The following is a 24,108-nucleotide window of genomic DNA, read 5'->3' as shown; positions in this document are numbered from 1 at the left end:
GCGCCGTTGCCGATGGAGGTGACACCATGCGCCGTCCAGTCCTTTGCAATCTAGTTCTTGCCTCCGGTCTTCTCGTTCTCACGCAATTGATGATGCCGACGCAGGCTGCGGCCGAAGCGCGGCTCGCGCTGGTGATCGGCCAATCCGCCTATCGCACGGTGCCCGAGCTACCCAACGCCGCCAACGACGCCAAGGGCATGGCCGAGCTGCTCGGCAATGCCGGCTTCAACGTCACCGCAGCGCCGAACCTTGCGCAGGATGAGATGCGCCAGGCGATCTCTGACTTTGCCGAGAAGGTCAGCGCCAGCGGCGCCGACACCATCGCGCTGGTGTTCTATGCCGGCCATGGCTTGCAGATCGACGGTGAAAACTATCTGGTGCCGGTCGATCTCGATCCCAAGCGCGAGGCCGACATCCCGCTCCAGGGCGTGCGGCTGAACGATCTGCTCAACACGCTCGGCGCGCTGCCGACGCGGGCGCGCATCTTCATGCTCGACGCCTGCCGCAACAATCCGTTCCCGGCGCTGAGCGGTGCTGGCCACGGGCTTGCGATCGTCGACACCAAGGCCGGCGCACAGGGCACCTTCATTTCCTATTCGACCTCGCCCGGCGCGGAAGCCGAGGACGGCTCCGGCGCCGACAGCCCCTACACCACCGCGGCACTGACTGTCGCCAAGCAACCGAACATCCCGATCGAGGAAGTGTTCAAGCGCATCCGCATCGCGGTGGCGCAATCGACCGACGGACGGCAGATTCCCTGGGAGAGCTCGTCGCTGACGACCGACTTCAAATTCTTCGGCGACAGTAGCGGCCAGCAGCCCCCTGCCCCGGGCACAGGCTCGATGGCGCTCGCCAGTGCGACGCGCAGCGTCGAGGACTGGCGCAGGGATTTGCAGGGCAAGGACCCCAAGGTCGCCTATGAGCTCGTGATCGCTGACGACACCGTTCCTGCGTATCAGGCCTATGTCGAGTTATACGCACAGGACGTCCGCACGCCGCGCCTGCGCACAGTGCTGGAGCGCCGGCGCCAGATGCTGGCATGGGATCGTGCGGTCGCGATCAACACCCGCGCCTCCTTCGAGGCCTATCTCGTCAACTGGGACAACAGCGACCTTGCGGCGACTGCGCGCAAGTTGCTGCTTCGCGTGCAGAACCGCAACTATGTCTTGCCGGTCGCGGCCGCTGCGATCCCTGCGCCGGTCGCCGTCGCGCTGGCGCCGACCTGTCCGTGCACGGCGCCTACGACCCCGGCGACGCCGATCAACCCGATTGTCGCGCCCGTTATCAAGAAGCGCGTCGACGACACGCCGCCGCCGACCAAGCGCAAGGTCGTCGATACGCCTCCGAAGCGCCGGGCGTCGCCGCCGCCTGACGACGTCGTCGTCGAGCGCGCACCGCCCCCCGGCCCGCCACCCGGCGCCGTCATGCAGGGCATCGGCATCGGGATCGGTCTTGGCATGGGAATGGGTGGTGGCGGAGGCCGTGGTGGAGAGATGGGACACGGCGACTACGGCCGCGGCGGCACCAGGTACTGACACTGCCGCACTGCGATAGGCATTGATGTCCGCAAGCCTCGCTTGCGGACATTTCTGTTGATGGCGCCAGGCCTGCACCGTCTGTCGTCCTTGAAGCTGGAAATGCTGTAGTCTGATCGACCGACGCAAAGTTTCCGGGGACACCCCATCGATGCCGCAAGACACTCACGCCAAGAAAACATGGCCGCTGTTCCAGTCGCTCGCGTCCTATTCCCTGCCCGGCGATCTCATGGCGGGGCTGACGCTGGCCGCGATCGCTATCCCAGAGCAGATGGCCACCGCACGGCTCGGCGGCTTCGCGCCGCAGATCGGTTTCTTCGCCTTCATGGCGGGATCGCTCGGCTTCGCGCTGCTCGGCGGCAACCGATTCCTGTCCTGCGGCGCCGACTCCACGATCACGCCGATCTTCGCCGGCGGCCTCGCGGCGCTCGCCACCACCGGCTCGCCTGAATATCAGGGGCTTGCGATCGCGTTGGCGCTGATGGTCGGCGCGATGATGCTGGCCAGCGGCGCGTTTCGGCTTGGCGGCATCGCGAACCTCTTGTCGGTGCCGGTCATGGTCGGCTTCCTCGCCGGCATCTCCGTCCACATCATCGTGTCGCAAATGCCGGGCGTGCTGGGGCTTCAGTCGCCGAGCGGGCCGACGCTCGATCGGATCGGCGTGCTTGCAACCGAGCTCGGCCGAACCAATCCCATGACGTTCTGCATCGGTTTTGGCGTGCTCGCGGTGGTCTTCATCTCCGAGAAGATCAGCGCCAAAATTCCAGGCGCGCTGATCGGACTCGTCGCCGCGACGCTGGCCACCATCGGGCTTGGCCTCGAGAGCAAGGGCGTCAATGTCGTCGGCGTGGTGCCGGGCACGCTGCCGCGACCAACCTTCCCCGATCTTGCACCGGAGCTGTGGGTGCGTCTGGTGCCGCTCGCCTTCGTGATCACGATCGTGGTGATGGTGCAGACCGCGGCCACCACGCGATCGTTTCCGTCCGATCCCGACAAGCCAGCAGATGTCGATCGCGATTTTCTCGGCGCGGGCGCCGGCAGCGTGCTCGCCGGCCTGTTCGGGGCGTTTCCGGTCAATGCCAGTCCGCCGCGGACGGGCATCGTCGCGGAGACCGGCGGACAATCGCAGCTCTCAGGCCTTGCCGCGGCGGCCATCGTGCTCGCGCTGCTCGCGTTCGGCACCGGACTGTTGCAGCACGTTCCTGACGCAGCGCTCGGTGGCATCCTGCTGTTCGTGGCGCTGCGGATCATCCGCGTGAAGCAGATCGTGACGATCTATCGCCAGTCCTTCAGCGAGTTTCTGCTGATCGTTGCGACCGCCGCGCTGATCATCGTGCTTCCGATCCAGCAGGGCGCGTTCCTCGGCATCGTGCTGTCGCTGCTGCACGGCATCTGGAGCACGACGCGCGCGAGGCTCGTCGAGTTCGAGCGCGTGCCGGGGACCACGATCTGGTGGCCGGCGCATCCGCACATCACCGGCGAACGCATCGCCGGAATCGCGGTGATCGGGCTTCAAGCGCCGCTGTCGTTCCTCAACGCACCCGGCTTCCGCAGCGACGTGACCAAGGTTCTCACGACGTCCACGCCGCAACTGCTGGTGCTGGAAGCAAGCGGCATGGTCGAGATCGACTTCACAGCCGCGCAAATCCTGCTCGACGTCTTCAAGGCGTGCAGCGAACAGGGCGTCACGGTCGCGCTGGCGCGGCTGGAATCGGTGCGTGCGCAGGACGCGTTCGAACGCTTCAAATTGTTCGATGTGCTGCCGAAGGAGCACGTGTTCCACAGCGTGGACGAAGCCGTGCGCAAGCTGGCTAAATAGCTGCGATCACTGCGATAGCACGGGATAATCCTGCAACACCGTTTCGCGGATCCAGCTCGCGTGGATCGCGCGAAACAGGATCCGCGCCGTCTTGACGTCGTTCGCGTTCATGCAGAGGCCGACGATGCGATGAACCGCGTCGTCGCGCATCAGGCCGTCCGAAATCTTCATCGCGATTTCCATCGCGACCTTCGCCGCGCGCTCATAGCGGTCGCTGTCGCGCGTGTTGTTGCGCGACGAACCGGCAGCGCTGACAGAAGCAGTCTCACAGATCGCGCGGATGCGCTCAGCCGCTTCGATATCGCCGAGCGGCCATTCGATCGTTTCGTCCCAGACGTCTTGCCGCGTCTCGCGCGCGAACCACTGCATTGCCTCGCTCCGTGGTGACGGAACGAGCATAAACGGGCGCAGTGCTGTGCGCTACGCCTCCGGCACGATCTTGCCGGGATTGAAGATGTTTTGCGGATCGAGTGCCTTTTTCAGCGCACGCATCGCGTCGATCGCCTCAGGGCCGAGTTCCGCCTTGAGATATTTCTGCTTGCCCTGGCCGATGCCGTGCTCGCCGGTGCAGGTGCCGTCCATCGCCTGCGCGCGTTCGACGAGGCGGTGCATGAACTCCTCGCCGCGCGCCATCTCGTCGGCATCGTTGGTGTCACAGACCAGCGAGCAGTGGAAATTGCCGTCGCCGACATGGCCGACAATGGGCGACAACAGGTTGAGCCGCTTGAGATCTTCCTCGGTCTCGCCGACGCATTCGGCAAGCCGCGAGATCGGCACGCAGACGTCGGTCGCGACCACGCCGATGCTGTCGCCGGGCCGGAGCGCCTTCACCGACCAATAGGCGTCGTGCCGCGCCTGCCACAATTTCGTGCGATCCTCCGGCTTGGTGGTCCAGGAGAAATCGCCGCCGCCGCAGTCTTTCGCGATCTCGCCGAAGGCCTTGGACTGCTCGCCGACATCGATCTCGCTGCCGTGGAATTCCATCAGCAACAGCGGCGTCTCCGGCAGCGTCAGCTTCGAATAGGAATTGCAGGCCTTCACCTGGGCTGCATTCAGCAGCTCGATGCGCGCGACGGGAATGCCGGTCTGGATCGCCAGGATCACGGCCTGACACGCCCCATGCACGGTCTCGAACGACACCGCGCCCGCCGCAATCGTCTCGGGGATGCCGCGCAGGCGAATCGTCAGTTCCGAGATGATGCCGAGCGTGCCTTCGGCGCCGACGAACAGATGCGTCAGATCGTAGCCCGCGGATGATTTCTTGGCGCGCGTGCCGGTGGTGATGATCTCGCCGTCGCCGCGCACGACCTTCAGGGCGATCACGCTGTCCCGCATGGTGCCGTAGCGCACCGCATTGGTGCCGGAGGCACGGGTCGAGGCCATGCCGCCAAGCGAAGCATCCGCGCCGGGATCGATCGGGAAGAACAGGCCCTGGTCGCGCAGATGCTCGTTGAGCGCCTTGCGGGTGACGCCGGGCTGGATCACGCAGTCGAGATCCTCGGCATGCACCGCGAGTACTTTGTTCATGTCGCGCAAATCGATCGAGATGCCGCCGGCGGGCGCATTGACCTGGCCCTCGAGCGAAGTGCCGGTGCCGAAGGCAATGACGGGCACGCCGTTTTTCGCGCAGATCCGCACCACGTCCTGGATGTCGGCGGTGTCCTGCGCCATCACCACGCCGTCCGGCGGCTGGTTGACGATCCACGTGGTGGTATGGCCGTGCTGCTCGCGGACGGCCTGCGAGGTGATCAGGCGGTTGCCGAAGCGCGCGGCAAGCTGCTCCAGCGCGCTTGCGAGGGCTTTCGGCGCCGGCCGCGGCGGATTATTGGTGATGGTCGTACCCACGGATAGTCCTCCCGACGAGATAAACCGTGGCAAAGGACATCTCACCGGTCAAGTCAAGCGACCGGACGCATAGCCAGGGAATGAAACATGCCGGAGACCGCTGCCGCTGCGCCCAAAGCAGAGCCGTTCCGCGCCTCGATCATGCAGATCGAGCCGCAATGGATCGACTATAACGGCCATCTCAACATGGCCTATTACAACGTGATGTTCGACCGTGCGATCGACGAGTTCTGGCTCGAGCTCGGCATCGGTCCTGTGTACAAGAAAGAGCGCAACGGCTCGACCTTCACCGCCGAATGCCATGTGCGGTATCTGCGCGAGATCCATCTCGGCGATCCCGTGCAGATTTCGGTGTGGCTACTGGAGGCCGACGACAAGCGGCTGCACACATTCGAGGAGCTGCGGCACGCCACCGAAGGCTGGCTGTCGGCCACGTCCGAGAACATGTCGCTGCACATGGACATGAATGCCCGGCGCGTTGCGCCGTTTCCGCCCGATATCCAGCCGCGCATTGCTGATGTTGCCAAGGCTCACAGCGCCTTGGCCCGGCCCGAGGGCATCGGCCGGAACGTGACGATGCCCTCGAAGCGGTAAGCGGCTAAATCCTGCGGCCGCGGGCCAGGCCGACGACGGCCGAGACCAGGAACAGGACGATCGCGACGAAGAAGATGATCTTGGCGATTTCGATCGACGCGCCGGCGAGGCCGCCGAAGCCCAAGATGGCGGCGATCAGGGCGATAACCAGAAACGTCACAACCCAGCTAAGCATGATCCGAACCTCTGTTTGAATGACTGTCTGCGATCGGCGCGGCTGACGCGCCTCACTTGCACAAACAATCTCCAACGCGGAACAATGGTTCCGGGCCGCGTGATCTGGAAATTCGCCTGTCGGGCAGGAACAAATCGGCCCGCCGCGCACGTGGAAAACCCGTTCCCGCGACCCCATATAGCCACCAATCCCTGTTATGAAGGCTCCCTTCCACCACCCCGCGGTGCCATCGTGGGGCCAATGATTCGCATGACCGAGCCCAGCAAAATCACCTCCCAGGACGTCCCCGACCACCAGCCCGCGGCCGGCGGCATCGCCGCGCGTGCGCGGGCCTCGGTCGGCCCGAAATATTTGTCCGGGCTCAATCCCGAGCAGCGCGACGCCGTGGAGACGCTGGACGGCCCGGTTCTGGTGCTGGCCGGCGCCGGCACCGGCAAGACCCGCGTGCTGACCACGCGCATCGCCCATATCCTGAGCCAGGGCCGCGCCCGCCCCGCCGAAATCCTGTCGGTCACCTTCACCAACAAGGCCGCGCGCGAGATGAAGCACCGGCTCGGCCAGATGCTCGGCCAGGCCGTCGAGGGCATGCCGTGGCTCGGCACCTTCCACTCCATCGGCGGCCGCATCCTGCGCACCCATGCGGAACTGGCACAACTCAAGTCCAATTTCACGGTGCTCGACACCGACGACCAGGTCCGGCTGTTGAAGCAGCTCCTGCAAGCCGACAACATCGACGACAAGCGCTGGCCGGCGCGGATGCTGGCCGGCCTGATCGACGGCTGGAAGAACCGCGGCCTGTCGCCATCGCAGGTGCCGGCCGGCGAAGCCGCTGTCTTCGCCAACGGCAAGGGCGGCAAGCTCTATGCGAGCTACCAGGAGCGGCTGAAGATTTTGAACGCCGCCGATTTCGGCGATCTGCTTCTCGAAGACATCCGCATCTTCCGCGAGCACCCGGATATTCTCCGGCAGTACCAGCAGCGCTTCAAATACATCCTGGTCGACGAGTACCAGGACACCAACGTCGCGCAATATCTGTGGCTGCGGCTGCTGTCGCAGGCGCCGTCTTCTCTCACCTCTCCCCGCGTGCGGGGAGAGGTCGATTTGCAAAGCAAATCGGGTGAGGTCGACTCTCCAAGCACCGAGCTCGTGGAGACTCTCCCCGCCAGCGGGGAGCGGGAGAAAGCCCCCGTCAAAAACATCTGCTGCGTCGGCGACGACGACCAGTCGATCTATGGCTGGCGCGGCGCCGAGGTCGACAACATCCTGCGCTTCGACCACGATTTTCCCGGCGCCAAGGTCATCCGCCTCGAACGCAATTACCGCTCGACCGGCCACATCCTCGCCGCCGCCTCGCACCTGATCGCTCACAATGAAGGCCGGCTCGGCAAGACGTTGCGCACCGAGGACCAGGACGGCGAGAAGGTCACCGTCACCGGCTCCTGGGATTCGGAAGAGGAAGCCCGCGGCATCGGCGAGGAGATCGAGCAGATCCAGCGCCAGGGCGACAAGCTCAACGAGATCGCAATTCTCGTGCGCGCCTCCTACCAGATGCGCGAGTTCGAAGATCGTTTCGTCACGCTCGGCCTGCCCTACCGCGTGATCGGCGGCCCGCGCTTCTATGAGCGCGCCGAAGTCCGCGATGCACTGGCTTACTTACGCGTCATCAATTCGCCTGCCGACGACCTCGCCTTCGAACGCATCGTCAACACGCCCAAGCGCGGATTAGGCGATGCCACCGTGCAGATGCTGCACGACCACGCCCGCAAGCGCCGCATTCCGCTGTTCGAGGCGGCGCGCGCCGTGGTCGACACCGACGAGCTGAAACCGAAGGCGCGTGGATCCTTGCGCGATCTCGTCGGCCAGTTCGATCGCTGGCGTGCTGCGCGCGAGGTCACTGCGCACACGGATCTCGCCCAGATCGTGCTCGACGAGAGCGGCTATACCGAGATGTGGCAGAAGGACCGCTCGGCGGATGCCGCGGGCCGGCTCGAGAATTTGAAAGAGCTCGTGCGCTCGATGGAGGAGTTCGAGAACCTGCAAGGGTTCCTCGAGCACATCTCGCTGGTGATGGACCGTGACAACGGGGCCGACGAGGACGCGGTGTCGCTGATGACGCTGCACTCGGCCAAGGGGCTCGAATTCGACAACGTGTTCCTGCCCGGCTGGGAGGAAGGCCTGTTCCCGAGCCAGCGCACGCTGGACGAACAGGGCCGCGCCGGGCTGGAAGAAGAGCGCCGGCTCGGCCATGTCGGCCTGACCCGCGCAAGGCGCCGGGCCAAAATCTATTTCGCGACCAACCGGCGGATTCACGGCACCTGGACAACCACGATCCCGTCGCGCTTCCTCGACGAATTGCCGGCCGCCAATGTCGAGATCACGGAATCCAAGGGCGGCTCGGCCTGGGGCGGTACCGGCGGCTACGGCGCCTCGCGCTTCGACGACATGGAGGCATTCGGCTCGACCTATTCGACGCCGGGCTGGCAGCGCGCCCAGGCCAACCGCAACCGCGGTGGCGGCCGCAATGGCGGCGGGCGCGGCGGTCTGGAGGAAGAGGCCTCGTCGTTCTCGTCTTCTTCATCCTCATCTTCCGCGCCCGATTTCGGCAGCTTCTCCTCGCGCCGCCGCGGGCCGATGACGATTGAGGGCGAACTGGTCGCCAAATCGACCGGCACGACCTCGGAATTCTCGCTCGCCGACCGCGTCTTCCACCAGAAATTCGGCTACGGCCGCGTCACCAAGGTCGACGGCAACAAGCTCACCATCGCCTTCGACAAGGCCGGCGAGAAGAAGGTCGTGGACAGTTTTGTGCAGCGGGCGTGAGGTCCGGCCCTGTTGCGGCGGCGTTACGCCGCCGCGTTTCTTCCCACCACGCCCCTTGACCACCGCGAACTTCCCCGTATCAGATGCAGCCATGGTCCGGGGCTCCGTCACACTGATCTTGCTTGCATTGGGGATGCCGTCGCTTGCGGCGGCGGAGACCATGAGCTTTGGCGATTCGCTCGGGCTGCTGGCCAAGAGTTGCGGTGCGGAAATCGTCGCTAATTGCCGCGGCGTCAATCCGGACTCGACCCGGCTGAAGGAGTGCCTGTCCCGCAACCGGGACGTGCTCTCGCCGCAGTGCCAGACCGACTACCTCACGGCCTTCGACGCCATCCTGAAGCGGGTGGCCGCCCGCGTCACGGTGGCGAACGCCTGCCAGCGCGAGATCGTCAAGGTCTGTGGCGGCTCGACCAAGGGAACCAGCAAGTCGGTCCCCTGCCTGATCTCGACACCCAAGGGCATCAGCAACAATTGCCTGAAGGCCGTCGACGACGCGGGGTATCGATGATGCGCAGAGCCAGGCATTCCACCGCCGGAATTGGCATCGCGCTTGGTAGTGCTCTTGCTCTCGCCTTGCTCGCGGGCGCAGCGGTCGCGCAGACGGCGCCGACCCGCGACGACATCGTCGGCAAGCTCAATCATTTCGAGGAAGCTGCCGAGGTCGACATCCCCGCGCTGAAGCTGCAGGTGATGGAACGGGCCAAGACCAGGATCAAGAACGATCCGGGACCGGTGAACCGGCCGCTGATCGCGCCCGACCTCGCCAAGCTGCCCACCTTCACCGCCCAGATCCAGTTCGACGCCGACACGCCGATCATCCAGCCGGATTCCTACCAGACCGTGGGCCGGCTCGCGGACGCGCTGGTTCACGCCTCGCTGCTGCCCTACACGTTCCTGATCGTCGGCCATGTCGAGTCCAATCAGAAGACGCGGGAAGCGAACGCAATCCTGAGTCAGCGCCGGGCCGACGCGATCCGTGACGTGCTGGTGAACACGTTCAAGATCTCGACCAAGCGGCTGCAGCCGATCGGTCTCGGCGAGGAGCAGTTCCTCGACCGCGCCAAGCCGACCTCGGCCGTCAACGGCCAGTTGCAAATTCTGACCTTTGCCAAACTGCCCGATGACGAGCCCGCGCGTCCCACTGCGGCCCCTGCGCCTGCGACGAAAAAGCCTGCCAAGAAACACTGAGCAGACACCCGCCAGCGCCCGCGGAACCCTTTGAAGTCCTGACCGTTTTGTGACCTGTCTCACAGCGTGACAGCACGGTTTTGTGCGACAATCGCGCCGGTTTGTGCACTGCCCGCTCCGGTGCTATAGCCTCTGTTCGTCCTTCCCTGCCCTTGTGCCGCACGAGACCGAGATGGCTGGCTATTTTCAACGCCAACTGGCCGACTATGTCGAATACCACCGCGATCCCTGGAATTGCGCGATGCACGTGGTCGGCATTCTCCTGCTCTTCACCGGCGCGACGCTGCCGCTGACGCTGGTCCATTTTCCGGTGTTCGGGGTTGAGGTCAGCTTGGCGGTGATTTTGGCCCTGCCGGTGCTGGTCTATTGGCTGATGCTGGACGCCGGGATTGGGCTCGGCATCCTCGCGGCGATGATTGTGCTGCTTTCGGTCGCAACCGCGATTGGCAATCAGGTCTCGATTGCCATGATGTGGTCGATTTTTGCGCTGCTGATCGGGTTTGGCATCGCATCGCAGATCGTGGGCCACAAGGTATTTGAGGAGCGGCAGCCGTCAATGGTCGACCACCCCACTCATTTCCTGCTTGGACCGATGTTCGTCATGGCAAAATTATTCATTGCACTGGGTTTTCGTCGCGACCTTGCCGCGATTCTCGCGCCTCTTCCGACCAACTCCCTTTCAACCCGATAGCTTGCTAGAAGCGGAACAGTAAAACCTTCTTCATGACTTTCGTACTGGTTACCGGTGGCAGTGGTTTCATCGGACATCACCTCGTCGAAGCGCTCCGCGCCCGTGGGCAGCGGGTACGAGTTCTCGATGTGCGGCCGCCGGCCGCCGCGAACGCGGATGTTGAATATGCTCACGGCTCGGTGCTGGACTGCGCCGCAGTCGATGCGGCGCTTGACGGCGTCGATCAGGTCTATCACCTCGCCGGCCTGCCCGGCATGTGGGTCGCCGACAAGCACGCCTTTCACGACGTCAATTACCGCGGCACCGAGGTCGTGCTGGCAGCCGCGATGAAGCGCGGCGTCTCGCGCTTCCTGCATTGCTCGACGGAATCGATCCTGTTCCCCTATTCGAATCTCAACGGCGTTGCCGCCGAAGAGGCGCTGCAGCCGGCCGACGCGATGCCCGGCGCCTATACGCGGTCGAAGTCGCTCGCCGAGCATCATGCCGCGAAGGCCGCGGCCAATGGCTTCCCGCTCGTGATCGGCACACCGACCATGCCGATTGGAGCTGCCGACCACAATCTGACGCCGCCGACGGCGATGCTGTGGTACTTCCTCCAGAAGAAGGTGCAGCCGCATCTCGACTTCCTGGTCAACCTCGTCGACGTCCGCGACGTCGCCATGGGCCTGGTGCTCACGATGGAGCGCGGCCGCATCGGCCAGCGCTACATCCTCGGCGGCGATTGCGTGCGGCTCGGCCAGATCCTGCGGATGATGTCCGCGATGAGCGGCCGCCGGCAGTTTCCGGTCGTCGTTCCCGGCAGGATCGCCGAGTTCTCCGGCATCATGCTCGAATATCTGTCTGATCACGTCACACGCCGGCCGCCGAACGGTACCGCCGAGGGCGTGCGCATCGCGCTTGCCGCGAGCGATCTTTCGATCGGCAAGGCTCGTAACGAGCTCGGCTATTCGCCGCGCTCGATCGAACCGGTACTGCGCGACACCATCACCCATCTGCTCGCCCGCGGCGGCGAGCCAGCCTCCGGCGCCATCAAGCATCACGCGCTCTCCTCGCGCGCGAGCTAAGCTCCCGCCCAACCCAAAGAACCTTTCCGCATGTCCTTTGATTTCAGCAAGCTTCTCTCTGTCGCCTGGGGTGGCTGGACCACGACCTGGCCGACAAAACTGCTCGCCCTGATCTGGCTCGCCTGGCTCGCCAGCTGGGTCGGCGCCTCGTTCTGGCAGGGCCGCACGCAGAAGCAGGTGATGACGCTGGAGTCCGGCCGCTATCGCATCCCGATCCTGGTGGGCGGCATCCTGTTCACGCCGTGGACGGCCGAGATCCTGGGCGAGAAACCGCTTTGGGTGTTCGGCGATACCGGCATCTACATCGCGGCCTTGCTCGTGCTTGCCGGCATCTCCTTCACCTGGTGGGGACGGCTGCATCTCGGAAAATTCTGGTCGAACACCATCACCCACAAGGAAGACCACCGCGTCGTCGACACCGGCCCGTACGGCATCGTGCGCCACCCGATCTACACCGGGCTGATCGCCGGCATGCTCGTCACCGGCATCGCGGTCGGCACCGTGACCGCAATCCTCGGCGCGATCCTGATCTCGCTCGGCATGTGGCAGAAGGGGCGGATGGAAGAAGTGTTCCTGTCCAAGGAGCTCGGCGAAGACGCCTACGGCGCCTATTGCCGCCGCGTGCCGATGATCATCCCGTTTTTGTCTCCGCGTTGAGCTAGCAAGGCGCCACATCCACTGGTGTCGTCCCGCCCCCCCGTGCGGAATTGCGCACTAGGCCGGGACGACACTCAGAATTTTTCACGCCTGCATCCTTGCCATGCAAATTCGGCGTGCTGCCATCGCGCAGGCCATAAACGGCCCGATCCGGGCCCGCGCATGTTGACCTTTTTACCGCTAGCCAGTTGGATGCGCGCGCAAAACGGCACGACGACATTCCATCCTCGATCTGGAGAGATCGACGATCAGGTCTAAACCCGCGCGGGGTTTGGGCGATCCGGCGTTGGACTGTGCCGCAGGTTCGACAGGGGATTTTCATGACATTTTCCAGCATCTTTGCGCAGTTCGTCGCGGTCGTCGGCGGCATCGCGCTGCAATGGCGGAAGCTCTCGGGCACCGCGCCCGCGCCGGCCTGGGGCCAGGCGCCGGCCATTCCCGAAGCGAAGCCGCAAGGGGCGCTGCCGACGTTGAAGATGCCGACGGCCAGGGGCTGGAGCGAAGGGCAGAAGCCGACGGTCGCCCCCGGGCTCAAGGTCAATGCATTTGCGACCGGCCTCGATCATCCGCGTTGGATCGAGGTGCTGCCGAATGGCGACGTGCTGATCGCTGAAGCGACGCAGATCGCAGGCGCGCCGAGGAGCGTGTTTCACTATGCAATGCAGGCGACGATGCGGCGCGCCGCGGCGCTCGGCGTCAGCGCCAACCGCATCACGCTGCTCCGCGACAAGGACGGCGACGGCGTCGCCGAAGTGCGCGGCGCCTTCATGGAGAATTTGAGCCAGCCGTTCGGCATGGCGCTGATCGGCGACACCTTCTATGTCGGCAACACCGACGGCGTGATGGCCTTCCCTTATGTCGCGAATGCCGACCGCATCACCGCGCCGGGCAAAAGGCTCACCAATTTCAAGCCGAACGGACACTGGACGCGCAGCCTGCTCGCAAGCCCCGACGGCAAGAAGCTCTATGCCGGCGTCGGCTCGCTCAGCAACATCGCCGAGATGGGCATGGAGGTCGAGGAAGGCCGCGCCGCGGTCTACGAGCTCGACCTCGCCGCCGGCACACATCGCATCTTCGGTGCCGGCCTGCGCAATCCTGTGGGACTTGCCTGGGAGCCAACTACCGGTGTGCTCTGGACCGTCGTCAACGAGCGCGACGGCCTCGGCGACGAGACGCCTCCGGATTATCTGACCTCGGTGCGCGACGGCGGCTTCTACGGCTGGCCCTATTGCTACTGGGGCAAGACGGTGGACGACCGCGTGCCGCAGGACCCGGCGCTGGTCGCCAGGGCGCTGACGCCGGACTACGCGCTCGGCGGCCACACCGCCTCGCTCGGCCTGTGCTGGATGCCCGCCGGCACCTTGCCGGGCTTCCCGGACGGCATGGTGATCGGCCAGCACGGCTCGTGGAATCGCAGCACGCTATCCGGCTACAAACTGGTGTTCATCCCGTTTGAGAACGGAAAACCCTCTGGCCGCGCTCGCGACATCCTGTCGGGCTTCCTGTCCCCGGACGAGAAGGAATCCTACGGCCGCCCGGTTGGCGTCGTGATCGGCCCCGACAAGAAGTCGCTGCTGATGGCCGACGACGTCGGCAACGTGATCTGGCGCGTTACCGGCGCGTAAAAGTTACGTCCCGACGCAGAGCGTGGCGCGCTGCTTGCGCAGCAGCGCGATCACGGACAACGCCGTAATGATCCCGGTCTTGGGATTTTCGGACGGGATGTTCTCGATCGACATCGAGAAGCGCGCCGAATCCGCCTCGACCTCGATGCGGTGAACGTTGCGCGTCACGGTCGGGTCGGCCCAGATCTGCACCGATGTGCGATCCGGCCCGACGCCCGCAAGCGACAGCGCCACTGCGACATTGAGATTGGCCGGAAAGCCCTTTGCTGCCTCGCGCGCCGTGCCTTCGAACAGTTTCAGCGGCTCGCGCAGATTGTCGATGTCGATCTTGTTCTCGACGATGAACGGCGCGCCCTTCAGTCCGTCGATCGGCTTGCGCGTGACCATCTTCACCGAATGGATGGTGCCGATCGCGGCCGCGTTGACGGCATCGAGCCCGATCAGCGCCCCCGTCGGGACGATGATGCGACCGCCATGGGCGCGGGCGAGGTCAACGAGATCAAAATTATCGAGCAGCCCGCCGACGCTGACGACGACCGCGGCCTTGCCGCGCTTCACCGCCGGCTCGACGATGGCGCGGAGCTGGCTGCTCGGCGCGCATTCGACCACGATGTCGGCGGCCTCGCCGAGCTGGTCGATCGGCAGCACCGCGGGCGGGCGGCGAAGGCTATTCAGGAATGACTGATGCTTGGCGGGATCGCGCACCGCTACAGCCGAAAGCACCAGCCCCTCGATGCCCTGATTGAGCGCGGTCGCGATCTTGGTGCCGATCGAGCCCAGGCCCGCGATGGCGACCTTCAATTCGTTCGAAGCTTTCTGTTCAGTCATCGCATCACCCCCTCTCGCCAAGCCAAATTCATAGCCCCTCACGCCTCCCGCGCATAGCTGCGCAGGCGGGCCTCGAGCACCGATAGCATCGCATCGCGGGCCGGGTCGCGCGATCCGCGCAGCCATGCGGCGGCAAGCGGCAGCCGGCCGACGGGGCCGTTCTGCTTCGGCCGGAGCGGCACGAAGCGCACGCCCGACACCGCCATCCGCGTGGTCCAGCGCGGCACGATCGCAACCCCGAGCTTGGTTGCCACCAGATGGATGATGGTCTGCTTCTCGTCGGCGACCTGCACGATGCGCGGCGTCAGCCCGGCCTGCTCGAACAGTTTGATTGTGAGGTCGTGGCTGTGCGGCCGCGAGCGGCGGTCCGGCACCAGCATCGGCTCGTCGGCGATGTCGGCCAATGTGATGAACTTGCGCCCGGCGAGCGCGTGCCGCTGCGGGAACGCAACGATCGCGGTCTCCTGGAGCAGAGGGCCGAATTCCAGCCGCTTGTCCGGCCGGTCGGGCGGGCGCACGAAGGCGAGATCGAGCGCACCGGTGAGGATCTTTGGCAGCAGCCGGATCGTCTTGTCCTCGAGAAGCTGAACCGCGACCTCGGGATACCCAGCGCGGAAATCGCGCAGCAGCGCCGGCAACAGCCCGGCTGCGGCGCTGTCGATGGCGCCGACCCGCAGCCGCCGCGCGGCGCCCGCGCGCGAGCGGTTGCGCAGATTGCTCTCGACCGCCTCGACCCGGGCGAGGATGGCGCGGGCATCGCGCAAGAGCGTCGTGCCGTCATCGGTGAGCGACACCGCGCGGGTCGTGCGCGCGAACAGCCGCGTTCCCAGATCCTCTTCCAGCAGCCTGATCTGGCGCCCGAGCGCGGAAGGTAGCATCTGGAGATGCTGCGCCGCGCGGCCGAAATGCAGCTGCTCGGCCGCCGCCACGAAGCATCGGAGCTGATGCAATTCCATTCGCAGATCCTCTCGTCGCCTTCGCGAGGATTATATCATTTTTTTGTATAAACCAGCGCCAATTGAATCCACCTCCTGCCCCCGCCTAGGCTCGTTGCCACACAACCAAAGCCGGAACTTGCAAAACCGGAACTTGAGGGAGGCGAGAGTGGCGAGCGAGATTCAGACGCGCGTGCTGCGCAAGATCACCTGGCGCATCGTTCCCTTCATCATGCTGCTCTACTTCGTGGCCTTCATCGACCGCGTCAATATCGGCTTCGCCTCGCTGACGATGAACAAGGACATCGGCCTGTCGCCGACCGTCTACGGCTTTGGCGCCGGCATCTTCTTCTGGGGATATTTCCTGTTCGAGGTGCCCTCCAACATCATTCTGCACAAGGTCGGCGCGCGGATCTGGATCGCACGGGTGATGATCACCTGGGGCCTAGTCTCGGCCGCGATGGTCTTCGTGCAAGGCCCGACCAGCTTCTACGTGCTGCGCTTCCTGCTTGGCGTGGCGGAAGCCGGCTTCTTTCCCGGGATCATCCTCTATCTCTCCTACTGGTTCCCGGCGCGCCAGCGCGCCGCGGTGACCGCACTGTTCATGGCCGCTGCTCCACTCTCGACCGTGCTGGGTTCGCCGGTCTCCGGCGCGCTGCTGGAGATGGACGGCCTGTTCGGCTTCAAGGGCTGGCAATGGTTGTTCGTGCTGGAGGCAGTTCCGGCCGTGCTGCTCGGCTTCGTCGTGCTGGCCTTCCTCACCGACCGCCCCGAGAAGGCGAAGTGGCTCGCCGACGACGAGCGGCGCTGGCTGGTCGAGACCATGAACGCGGAGACCACCAGCAAGGCCGCGACCGCGAGCCACAGCATCTGGCGTGGTCTTGCCGATCCGCGCGTGCTGGCGCTGGCGCTGATCTACTTCGGCACCTCGGCCGGTCTCTACACGCTGGGCATCTGGGCGCCGCAGATCATCAAGCAGTTCGGCCTGTCCACGCTCCAGGTCGGCTTCCTCAATGCGCTGCCGGCAACCGCCGCCGTCGTCGCCATGGTGCTGTGGGCGCGGCATTCAGACCGCACCGGCGAGCGCACCTGGCACGTCGTGCTGGCCTGCCTGATTGCCGCCGTGGGCCTCGCCTATGCTGGCCTCGCAACCGGCGTGGTCGCGGTGCTGGTCGCACTGACGCTCGTCAATATCGGCATCTCCTCCGCAAAACCGCCGCTGTGGAGCATGCCGACGCTGTTCCTGTCCGGCCCCGCGGCTGCGGCCGGCATCGCCACCATCAACTCGATCGGCAATCTCGGCGGCTTTGTCGGCCCCGCCATGATCGGCTGGATCAAGGACCAGACCGGCAGTTTCGTCGGCGGACTCTATTTCGTCAGCGGCCTCCTCGTTCTCTCGGCCGTACTCACCCTGCTATTGTCGCGCGCGCAGACCGCGCCCGTCGAGCCCATCACGCAATCTCACTGAACTCTCAAACGGAGCTTTCCCATGCGCACCCATTCGATTGCAGCAATCCCCGCCGACGGCATCGGCCCCGAAGTCATCTCCGCCGGAATCCGCGTGCTGGAGGCACTTGCCAAACGCAGCGGCGACATCGCCTTCAACATCAAGACGTTCGACTGGGGCTCGGACTATTACAAGAAGCACGGCGTGATGATGCCGGCCGATGGTCTTGCTGAGCTCAAGAAGTTCGACGCGATCTATTTCGGCGCGGTCGGCGCGCCCGACGTGCCCGATCACATTACGCTGTGGGGCCTGCGTCTGCCGATCTGCCAGGGATTTGACCAATACGCCAATGTGCGACCGACCAAGATTCTGCCGGGCGTCGCTTCGCCGCTGCGCAATGTCGGCGTCGGCGATCTCGACTGGGTGATCGTGCGCGAGAATTCGGAAGGCGAATATGCCGGCATGGGCGGCCGCGCGCATAGAGGCTTGCCGGAAGAAGTCGGCACCGAGGTCGCGGTGTTCACCCGCGTCGGCGTGACGCGGATCATGCGCTATGCGTTCAAGCTGGCGCAGTCGCGTCCACGCAAATTCCTGACCGTGGTGACCAAGTCGAACGCGCAGCGCCATGGCATGGTGATGTGGGACGAGATCGCGGCCGAAGTCGCGGCCGAATTCCCCGACGTGACCTGGGACAAGATGCTGGTCGACGCGATGACGGTGCGCATGACCTTGCATCCGAAGAGCCTCGACACCATCGTGGCGACCAATCTGCACGCCGACATCCTCTCCGACCTCGCGGGCGCATTAGCGGGAAGCCTCGGCGTGGCGCCGACCGGCAACATCGACCCGGAGCGCCGCTTCCCCTCGATGTTTGAGCCGATCCACGGCTCGGCCTTCGACATCACCGGCAAGGGCATCGCCAACCCGGTCGCGACGTTCTGGACCGGCGCACAGATGCTCGAGCATCTCGGCGAGAAGGCCGCGGCGGTGCGGCTGATGGCGGCGGTGGAGAAAGTGTGTGCAGCCGGCGTGCTGACGCCTGACGTCGGCGGCAAGGCGACGACGAAGGAAGTGACGGATGCCGTGATCGACGCGATCCACGGGTCGAACGTCTGAGAAAAAGCTATCGCCGCCCCGGCGCCGGCGTCGCCATCGCGGCCGTCGGCTCGGGCGGCGTCAAATGGCGCGGGACGATGATGGACTGGCCGGGCGTCAGCGCCGCGTTCTCCGGCAGCGAGTTGCTCTGCGCGAGCGACCACAGCGGCACGCGATTGGCGGCGGCGATGCTCGCCATTGTGTCGCCGCGGCGCACCGGCAGCCGCACACCAGAGTCCCACAATTCGACCAGGGTATCCCCGGGCACGAGATAGCGCAGCGGCACGGCATCAGCCTGGGCCTGCGCCTGGATGCGCGGCAGCTGCGTCACCATCTCGAGGATCTGGCGATGGATGTCGTCGGACTTCTCGATGTTGATGTGAGAGACGCGGCTGTTCTCCTTCAGATCGTAGCTCGCATAATGGCCACGGAAGCCTGGCACCGCCACCACATTGCCGCCGCCGAGCACGCTGTCGGAGAGGAAGATGTTGATGAAGCGCTCGACATTGAGCGGCACGTCATCGGTCGCATGCGCGGGGTCGATGGTGATGACGAGGCTGATCGGGATGTTCTCCTTGGCCGCCATCTCGGAGATGATGACCGAGCACAGCCCGCCCATGGAATGGCCGATCAGCACGATCGGGGCAGGCGATTCCTTGTAGCTCGCGATGGCGCGACCGCCGATCCATCGGCAGATGGTGAATTCGTTGACGTCGGCGGAGAAGCCGGCCTGCGTCAGCTTCTCGCTGAGCCGATCCATGCCGGTCGAGAAGATCGGCCCCATCGCGCCACGAAACAGATAAATCTTCGGCGGCGGCAGCGGCTCGGCCGGCGGAGGTGGCGGCGGCGCGACGGTCGGGATCGCAGCCGGCTTCGGCTTGGCGGGTGAGCCTGCGGCCATGCCAAGGTTCAAGGCGAGCAGCGCAATCGCTGCCAGCACCACAAGTCGCCTTGGATCAATCATCAAGTCCCGCAGTCCCACCACAGGAGGCAGACGCCTCCCCCGCGGGGCTTAGTGACCACCGATTGGGCGTATTTTGGGGCACGGAACCGAGACCGTGGCACCGCGAGGGCGCTCATTGTGACCAATTCGAGATCCTGGCCTTACTTGAACGGAACCAATGATTCGGCTTCGCATGCCTCGGACAGTACCGAACTCTGGATTCCCTTATAGTCGTCATTGTCGAAAAAGACCGAATAGGTGGCCCGTCCGACCGTCGATGGGCCGATCTGCTTCAGGCAGACGAAATACGATCCTGGCCCGTGGTCGCTGTGACGGACGGCGGAGCTCTCAAGGCCCCCGGTCAACTTGGCTTCGGCCGCCGCTTTCTTGATGCCCTCCTGCACCGCCTTGGCACTCGGCGGACGCGAAGGATGATAGTCAGGGGGGAGATTCGGGGTTGACGCGCAGCCCGCCAGCAACACCGTCAAGACAGCGGCCATCGCACGCAGCGACCTGCGGCGGCCGAAGCCAGATGCCCGGTGACTGCACCGCGTCGACTTGTATTGTGAATGCATCGCTGCCCCTCGGCGCCGCGTTGGATGCGGACGCCTCAGCCTTGAGTCAGGAAGAGGTAAAGGCAGCCCGCAACCGTGGGCAGGAACGCGACAAGGGCCGTGATCCAGAAGCCGGGTTCGAGGATCGTCTCATCGTCATCCTTCTCAATCGCGACGCGCCGGTCCGCGCTGGTTTGGCTCCACGCCTCGTCGGCCGTGAACAGGGGAATGATCCTCGCGCTGACGCGCGCGTCGGCGCGCGTTGCGCTTTGGCGCAAGAGCCGTTGGGACGGGCGAGTTGTTCCGGATGTCAGCATGTCGTCTACTCGCGTCGGTACCAAATATGTTGAGCTTGCAGGTGGCAAGGCGCGCAGCCACATCATTGCGTGAGCGTCTGCTCTGGACTCGCCTCGGGCGCCGGTGGCGCAACAGGACTGTCGGCAGGACTCTCCTTGGCGCCTGAATCCGTCCAGCCCGGCGGCAGGCCGAGTCCCTGTCCCGCGAAGCCAGTGATCCCTGGAAACCGTCCGAACGCCTCGCACGCGACGTATTTGGGCGCGCCGCCGAGTCGCACGGGAATGTTCTCGATCGGAGGCAGCGCTGGGACGCCCCCGAACGGCGACTCTCCGGTCGTAACCAGCTTGGCGAAATCGTCGCCGAAATCGGCGGCGAGATCGTATGCATCGCCCTCGTTGGCGACCCTCGGAGAATTCGAGATGGAGTTGGCGTTGCGCGCCCAAACCATCGCCGCCTTCTGAAATCCGGCGAAATCGCGCGCCTCCGCCTCGACCGACAGACCGCCTAGCCCGATCGGAAGCCGCGGCACCGGCACAGGCACGGCGGGAAGCGCAACCGTCTTGGCAATCGCCAGGGCTTTCGATGCGCCGGAGGCGGTCGGGCTGGTCGGTGTGGCATGCGTCACCGTCGCCTGCACCGTGAGGTCCGCATCGTCATCAGCGGCCACGATGCGGAAGCGCTCGCTCAGGCGCAGACACAGCTCGCGGCTGATGGCGTTGGCGACCAGGCGCCGCTCCTTTTCGTTCAAGGGGACATCGGCACGCGCGGGGAAGACGGTCGAAGCGATCCGGACTGTCTTGGCGGCCAACACGTCCTTCTTGTTCACGCGGATCTGCGATCGGGTCACCAGTCCGTTCGCGTCCGACATCCGGTCGTAGCTACTGAGCGAACCGGCCCGCTCGAGCGGCGCGTTAGCACAGCCACCAAGCGCGAGCGCCACAGACATCAGGGTCGCCCATTGAAAGCGCATGGTCCCGCTCACGCCCCGGCGTTTTATTAGAGAGGATACTCTAGTAATAATTCTCACGCCCGTTGTCGTCCGTCAACATAAATAGATGGAACTATCTAATTTAGATTTTATCGTGGCGGACCGTCGTGCTAAATGAAACGCTCGAGGGATAGGAGACGCGAGCCTTGAGGAAAGTCGACCCCGTCAAGCATGAGCGGAAGCGCGGCGAGATCCTCGGCGCGGCGATCCGCTGCTTCACCAGGGACGGCTTCCGCGGCGCCAGCACGACGGACATCTGCACTGAAGCCGGGATCAGTCCGGGGCACCTCTATCACTACTTTCCGAGCAAGGTGGCGATCATCGAGGCGATGATCGACATGGGTCTCGCCCGTACAGCCAAGCATTTCGAAAAGATTCTCGCTGCCCCCGACGTGATCGAGGCGCTGCTCACCGATATCGAGGAAACCAGCCTGCGGTTTCGTCCCGCGCAGATCCTCAATTTGGATGCCCTGGCGGAGGCCGGTCGCAATCCGGAATTCGCCAAGATATTCGAACGGCACACCGAGGCGGTCCGCTGCATGTGGAGCGATTTCCTGCGCCGGGCGCAAAGCCAGGGACGCGTGGATGCAGGACTGGACCCGGACGCGACAGCAAACCTCCTGATCGCCATCATCGACGGATCCCGCGCCATGCCGATCCGCAATCCCAAGCTGGACATCAAGCAGAGCGCGGCGCATCTGAAGACGATGCTCGTCCGCTTCCTGGGCCCGCCGGCAGCGCAGAGCGCCGCAAGCAAGCCGCGCAATCAGAGGACCGGTCTTCCCCTCACGCTGGTCAGGAAGCGATAGGACGGCCGTCGTGCTCCGATATCGCTCGGGCCGCCATGTCGGCGACCCGCGCCCAGGTGGTCAGGCGAAACGAGCGACGATCCTCCATGCGCGCGAGCCAGGGGCCGAGATTGGCGTTATTGTCAGTCAACTCACGCCACTCTGGAGTTTGCGCGAAGAAATCGAGATGGGGCGCAACCATCACATCGGCGAGGCTGATGCTATCGCCGCCGAAACAATCCGCATCGCCCAATAGGCGCGACAATTCACCGAACACGACGCGGCCGCGCGGCATCGCCTCTAGGATGGCGGCTTCGTCAGTCGGCTGTCCCAACAGCTTTGGCCGCACGATGCGCTGAAAGGTGATGATGTTGCCGCAGCCCTGGAAGAGATACCAATCGACGATGTTCATCACCTGATCCATGCGCGCCACCGCTTTCGGATCGGCCGGCGTCAATGCGGGCTGCGGCAGGACGCGGTCGAGATAGCGCAGGATCGCCTGGGTCTCGTAGAGCCTGAAGTCGCCGTGATCGAGCACCGGCATGCGTCCGAACGGATGACGCCCAAGGTGCTCCGGCTGCCGTGAGGTCCCAGGCTTCAGCGCGGCGAGCCGCCAGTTCGCCCTCTTCTCCTCGAGGGCAGCCATGGTGGCGCGCGCGTACGGGCTGCCGGGCGTGGCATGGACGACGAATTCCGACATGGGACGGCCTTTTCAGTGAAGGCCGTTCCTCGCGCGAACATTGCAATTCGAAGTGGCCGGAAACGAGACAATGTCGCTTCGCGGCTCACTCTAGCTCAAGACGGTGGCGAGGGCGAATGTCCGGCATTCCCGGCCCGCCTCCATCCTGCCGCCGACAGGATTGCGGCGATCGTGACGAATGCGGCGCCGGCCGCACCAATCCATGACACGGGAAAGACAGCGACTATGATCGAGCCGAGCAGCGCGCCCAGCGCGAAGCCGACATACATGAAAGACGCATTGAGGGAGAGTGCGACAGGTGCATTGGCAACGCCGACGACGGCAATCAGGCGGTTCTGCTGCGGCGGGAAGAAGCCCCAGGCAGAAAGCCCCCACAGCACGACCAGAGGCAGGACCGCCACGAGCGCGTGCGGAGCAAGGGCCACGGCGGCAACCGTAAGGCCCGCGAAGGCGAGCGCCATCAGCGGCAGCGTCAATGCCTGGACTTTCCGCGCGCCGAAACGATCATTGGCGATACCGCCCAATGTCACTCCGCCGACCGCAGATGCGCCCAGCAGCGTCAGCACGAAGCCGACCTCCATCGCCGAGATCCCGGTCGCGGCGATCAGGAACGGCGAGATGTAGGTATAGACTGTGTAAGCGCCGATCGCCCATATCGTGGTCGTCATCAGCACGATCATCGCGCCGGGATGGGCGACCACACTGAGGCGAGCACGCAGCGTTGCGGGCGGGCTGCCGGCGATATCGCGCGGAAGCTTGACTGCGAGCACCAACCAGGCAATCGCGGAGATCGCGGCGACACCCACGAAGGTCGCCCGCCAGCCGAGATGGCCGCCGACCAGCGCCCCGAGCGGCACGCCGATGGCAACGGCGACCGTGATACCGCCATTGACGATCGCAAGCGCACGGCCACGATGCGAGGCGGGCACCAGCGTGCCGGCGAGCGCGTTCGCATTCGGCACATAAAGCCCCGCGGTCAGCGCCAGCAGGACGCGCGCCGCGGCCAGTGCCCAATAGCCCGGCGCGATCGCGGCGACCAGATTGGCGAGCACGAAGGCGGCCAGCGATCCCATCAGCAATTGGCGGCGGCCAACGGACGCGGTCAGGGCCGTCAGGATCGGCGAACTCACCGCATAGACCAGCGCAAAGATCGTGACGAGGAGGCCGGCGGCCGACACAGTCACGGCGAGAGACTGCGAGATCGTCGGAAGAATGGCCGCGATCATGAACCCTTCGGTGCCGACGGCGAAGGTGCCGAGCGCCAAAGCATAGAGCGCGCCGGTTCGCGAGGGGCGTTCGTTGAGAGCGACGATGGCGGCATCGACGCCGCGAATGTCGTCGCGGGCCTTGGCGAGCGTTCTGTCGGACACGGCAAAATCTCCTGATTGTCTGGGCAGAGGAGATTTCGACGGTTCCGGGACTGGCCAGTAGCCGGCCTTTCCCGCTATGTTCTATGCACTAATTACATGAATACGGCGGCTGGGACTGGTCAGTTGCCCGTTTTTGACATGAATGCGCGG

The 24,108-nt window shown here is 65.0% G+C and carries 24 protein-coding genes; 13 read left to right on the top strand and 11 right to left on the bottom strand.

From position 1 onward, the window contains the following. The first annotated feature begins 26 nt into the window (after positions 1-26). Together ACPPVR_RS10795 and ACPPVR_RS10790 are read left to right on the top strand one after the other, a co-directional pair. Positions 27-1,535, top strand: coding sequence for a caspase family protein (locus tag ACPPVR_RS10795; RefSeq protein ID WP_426614206.1), 1,509 nt, complete (start codon positions 27-29; stop codon positions 1,533-1,535). A gap of 151 nt (positions 1,536-1,686) precedes the next feature. Then, positions 1,687-3,354, top strand: a complete 1,668-nt coding sequence (locus ACPPVR_RS10790) for a SulP family inorganic anion transporter (RefSeq protein WP_426614205.1) — start codon at positions 1,687-1,689, stop codon at positions 3,352-3,354. 6 nt (positions 3,355-3,360) lie between these two features. Here the strand turns inward: ACPPVR_RS10790 and ACPPVR_RS10785 are convergent, their stop codons facing one another. Beyond that, positions 3,361-3,723 carry a hypothetical protein gene (locus tag ACPPVR_RS10785; protein WP_426614204.1) on the bottom strand — a complete coding sequence of 121 codons (363 nt, stop codon included), beginning with the start codon at positions 3,721-3,723 and terminating at the stop codon, positions 3,361-3,363. Positions 3,724-3,774: 51 nt separating this feature from the next. Continuing rightward, positions 3,775-5,199: an FAD-binding oxidoreductase gene (locus ACPPVR_RS10780; protein WP_426614203.1), complete on the bottom strand. Its 1,425-nt coding sequence runs from the start codon at positions 5,197-5,199 to the stop codon at positions 3,775-3,777. Positions 5,200-5,286: 87 nt separating this feature from the next. Here ACPPVR_RS10780 and ACPPVR_RS10775 point away from each other — a divergent pair, with 87 nt between their 5' ends. Further along, a complete protein-coding gene (locus tag ACPPVR_RS10775; protein ID WP_426614202.1) occupies positions 5,287-5,793 on the top strand; it encodes a thioesterase family protein in 507 nt (168 codons plus the stop codon). Positions 5,794-5,797: 4 nt separating this feature from the next. Here ACPPVR_RS10775 and ACPPVR_RS10770 read toward each other — a convergent pair whose 3' ends face one another. After that, on the bottom strand, positions 5,798-5,968 hold the full coding sequence (locus tag ACPPVR_RS10770; RefSeq protein ID WP_148775805.1) for a DUF1328 domain-containing protein: 171 nt from the start codon (positions 5,966-5,968) through the stop codon (positions 5,798-5,800). Between the two features lie 240 nt (positions 5,969-6,208). On the opposite strand from ACPPVR_RS10770, the gene ACPPVR_RS10765 reads away from it, so the two are divergent. From ACPPVR_RS10765 to ACPPVR_RS10735, 7 genes are all read left to right on the top strand, one after another. Then, positions 6,209-8,788 carry an ATP-dependent helicase gene (locus ACPPVR_RS10765; RefSeq protein ID WP_426614201.1) on the top strand — a complete coding sequence of 860 codons (2,580 nt, stop codon included), beginning with the start codon at positions 6,209-6,211 and terminating at the stop codon, positions 8,786-8,788. Between the two features lie 91 nt (positions 8,789-8,879). Beyond that, the gene (locus ACPPVR_RS10760) at positions 8,880-9,296 is read left to right on the top strand and encodes a hypothetical protein (protein ID WP_426614200.1); all 417 of its coding nucleotides are present in this window, start codon (positions 8,880-8,882) and stop codon (positions 9,294-9,296) included. Further along, positions 9,296-9,976: an OmpA family protein gene (locus tag ACPPVR_RS10755; RefSeq protein ID WP_426616070.1), complete on the top strand. Its 681-nt coding sequence runs from the start codon at positions 9,296-9,298 to the stop codon at positions 9,974-9,976. Before ACPPVR_RS10760 ends, ACPPVR_RS10755 begins: the two co-directional genes overlap by 1 nt. Positions 9,977-10,148: 172 nt before the next feature. Next, positions 10,149-10,667 carry a DUF962 domain-containing protein gene (locus ACPPVR_RS10750; RefSeq protein WP_426616069.1) on the top strand — a complete coding sequence of 173 codons (519 nt, stop codon included), beginning with the start codon at positions 10,149-10,151 and terminating at the stop codon, positions 10,665-10,667. A gap of 32 nt (positions 10,668-10,699) precedes the next feature. Next, positions 10,700-11,731, top strand: a complete 1,032-nt coding sequence (locus ACPPVR_RS10745; RefSeq protein WP_426614199.1) for an NAD-dependent epimerase/dehydratase family protein — start codon at positions 10,700-10,702, stop codon at positions 11,729-11,731. A gap of 30 nt (positions 11,732-11,761) precedes the next feature. Then, a complete protein-coding gene (locus ACPPVR_RS10740; protein ID WP_426614198.1) occupies positions 11,762-12,388 on the top strand; it encodes a methyltransferase family protein in 627 nt (208 codons plus the stop codon). Between the two features lie 320 nt (positions 12,389-12,708). After that, the gene (locus tag ACPPVR_RS10735; protein ID WP_426614197.1) at positions 12,709-14,013 is read left to right on the top strand and encodes a PQQ-dependent sugar dehydrogenase; all 1,305 of its coding nucleotides are present in this window, start codon (positions 12,709-12,711) and stop codon (positions 14,011-14,013) included. Between the two features lie 3 nt (positions 14,014-14,016). Here the strand turns inward: ACPPVR_RS10735 and ACPPVR_RS10730 are convergent, their stop codons facing one another. Then, positions 14,017-14,841, bottom strand: coding sequence for an aspartate dehydrogenase (locus ACPPVR_RS10730; protein ID WP_426614196.1), 825 nt, complete (start codon positions 14,839-14,841; stop codon positions 14,017-14,019). Positions 14,842-14,879: 38 nt separating this feature from the next. Continuing rightward, complete coding sequence (locus ACPPVR_RS10725; protein WP_426614195.1) at positions 14,880-15,797, bottom strand: LysR family transcriptional regulator; 918 nt, start codon at positions 15,795-15,797, stop codon at positions 14,880-14,882. Positions 15,798-15,945: 148 nt separating this feature from the next. On the opposite strand from ACPPVR_RS10725, the gene ACPPVR_RS10720 reads away from it, so the two are divergent. Together ACPPVR_RS10720 and ACPPVR_RS10715 are read left to right on the top strand one after the other, a co-directional pair. Continuing rightward, a complete protein-coding gene (locus ACPPVR_RS10720) occupies positions 15,946-17,244 on the top strand; it encodes an MFS transporter (protein ID WP_426614194.1) in 1,299 nt (432 codons plus the stop codon). A 21-nt stretch (positions 17,245-17,265) separates the two neighbouring features. Continuing rightward, positions 17,266-18,339: a tartrate dehydrogenase gene (locus ACPPVR_RS10715; RefSeq protein ID WP_426614193.1), complete on the top strand. Its 1,074-nt coding sequence runs from the start codon at positions 17,266-17,268 to the stop codon at positions 18,337-18,339. Between the two features lie 7 nt (positions 18,340-18,346). Here ACPPVR_RS10715 and ACPPVR_RS10710 read toward each other — a convergent pair whose 3' ends face one another. The 4 genes from ACPPVR_RS10710 to ACPPVR_RS10695 all read right to left on the bottom strand — a co-directional run bounded on the left by ACPPVR_RS10710 (position 18,347) and on the right by ACPPVR_RS10695 (position 21,058). Next, entirely contained in the window at positions 18,347-19,282 is a 936-nt protein-coding gene (locus ACPPVR_RS10710; RefSeq protein ID WP_426616068.1) for a LysM peptidoglycan-binding domain-containing protein, read from the bottom strand. 140 nt (positions 19,283-19,422) lie between these two features. After that, complete coding sequence (locus ACPPVR_RS10705) at positions 19,423-19,743, bottom strand: hypothetical protein (RefSeq protein WP_426616067.1); 321 nt, start codon at positions 19,741-19,743, stop codon at positions 19,423-19,425. Between the two features lie 128 nt (positions 19,744-19,871). Continuing rightward, entirely contained in the window at positions 19,872-20,132 is a 261-nt protein-coding gene (locus tag ACPPVR_RS10700) for a hypothetical protein (protein WP_426614192.1), read from the bottom strand. 62 nt (positions 20,133-20,194) lie between these two features. Next, a complete protein-coding gene (locus ACPPVR_RS10695) occupies positions 20,195-21,058 on the bottom strand; it encodes a DUF3313 domain-containing protein (RefSeq protein ID WP_426616066.1) in 864 nt (287 codons plus the stop codon). Between the two features lie 188 nt (positions 21,059-21,246). Between ACPPVR_RS10695 and ACPPVR_RS10690 the strand changes: the two genes are divergently transcribed. Further along, the gene (locus tag ACPPVR_RS10690; RefSeq protein ID WP_426614191.1) at positions 21,247-21,909 is read left to right on the top strand and encodes a TetR/AcrR family transcriptional regulator; all 663 of its coding nucleotides are present in this window, start codon (positions 21,247-21,249) and stop codon (positions 21,907-21,909) included. On the opposite strand, the gene ACPPVR_RS10685 is transcribed toward ACPPVR_RS10690, so the two are convergent. Both ACPPVR_RS10685 and ACPPVR_RS10680 read right to left on the bottom strand, forming a co-directional pair. Continuing rightward, complete coding sequence (locus ACPPVR_RS10685; protein ID WP_426614190.1) at positions 21,896-22,588, bottom strand: glutathione S-transferase family protein; 693 nt, start codon at positions 22,586-22,588, stop codon at positions 21,896-21,898. The genes ACPPVR_RS10690 and ACPPVR_RS10685 overlap by 14 nt on opposite strands. Positions 22,589-22,683: 95 nt before the next feature. Beyond that, positions 22,684-23,958: an MFS transporter gene (locus ACPPVR_RS10680; protein ID WP_426614189.1), complete on the bottom strand. Its 1,275-nt coding sequence runs from the start codon at positions 23,956-23,958 to the stop codon at positions 22,684-22,686. Positions 23,959-24,108 lie beyond the last annotated feature (150 nt).

The organism is Bradyrhizobium sp. McL0616, assembly GCF_049993385.1.
GTDB lineage: Bacteria > Pseudomonadota > Alphaproteobacteria > Rhizobiales > Xanthobacteraceae > Bradyrhizobium.
This window is presented reverse-complemented; position numbering and strand designations above follow the sequence as displayed.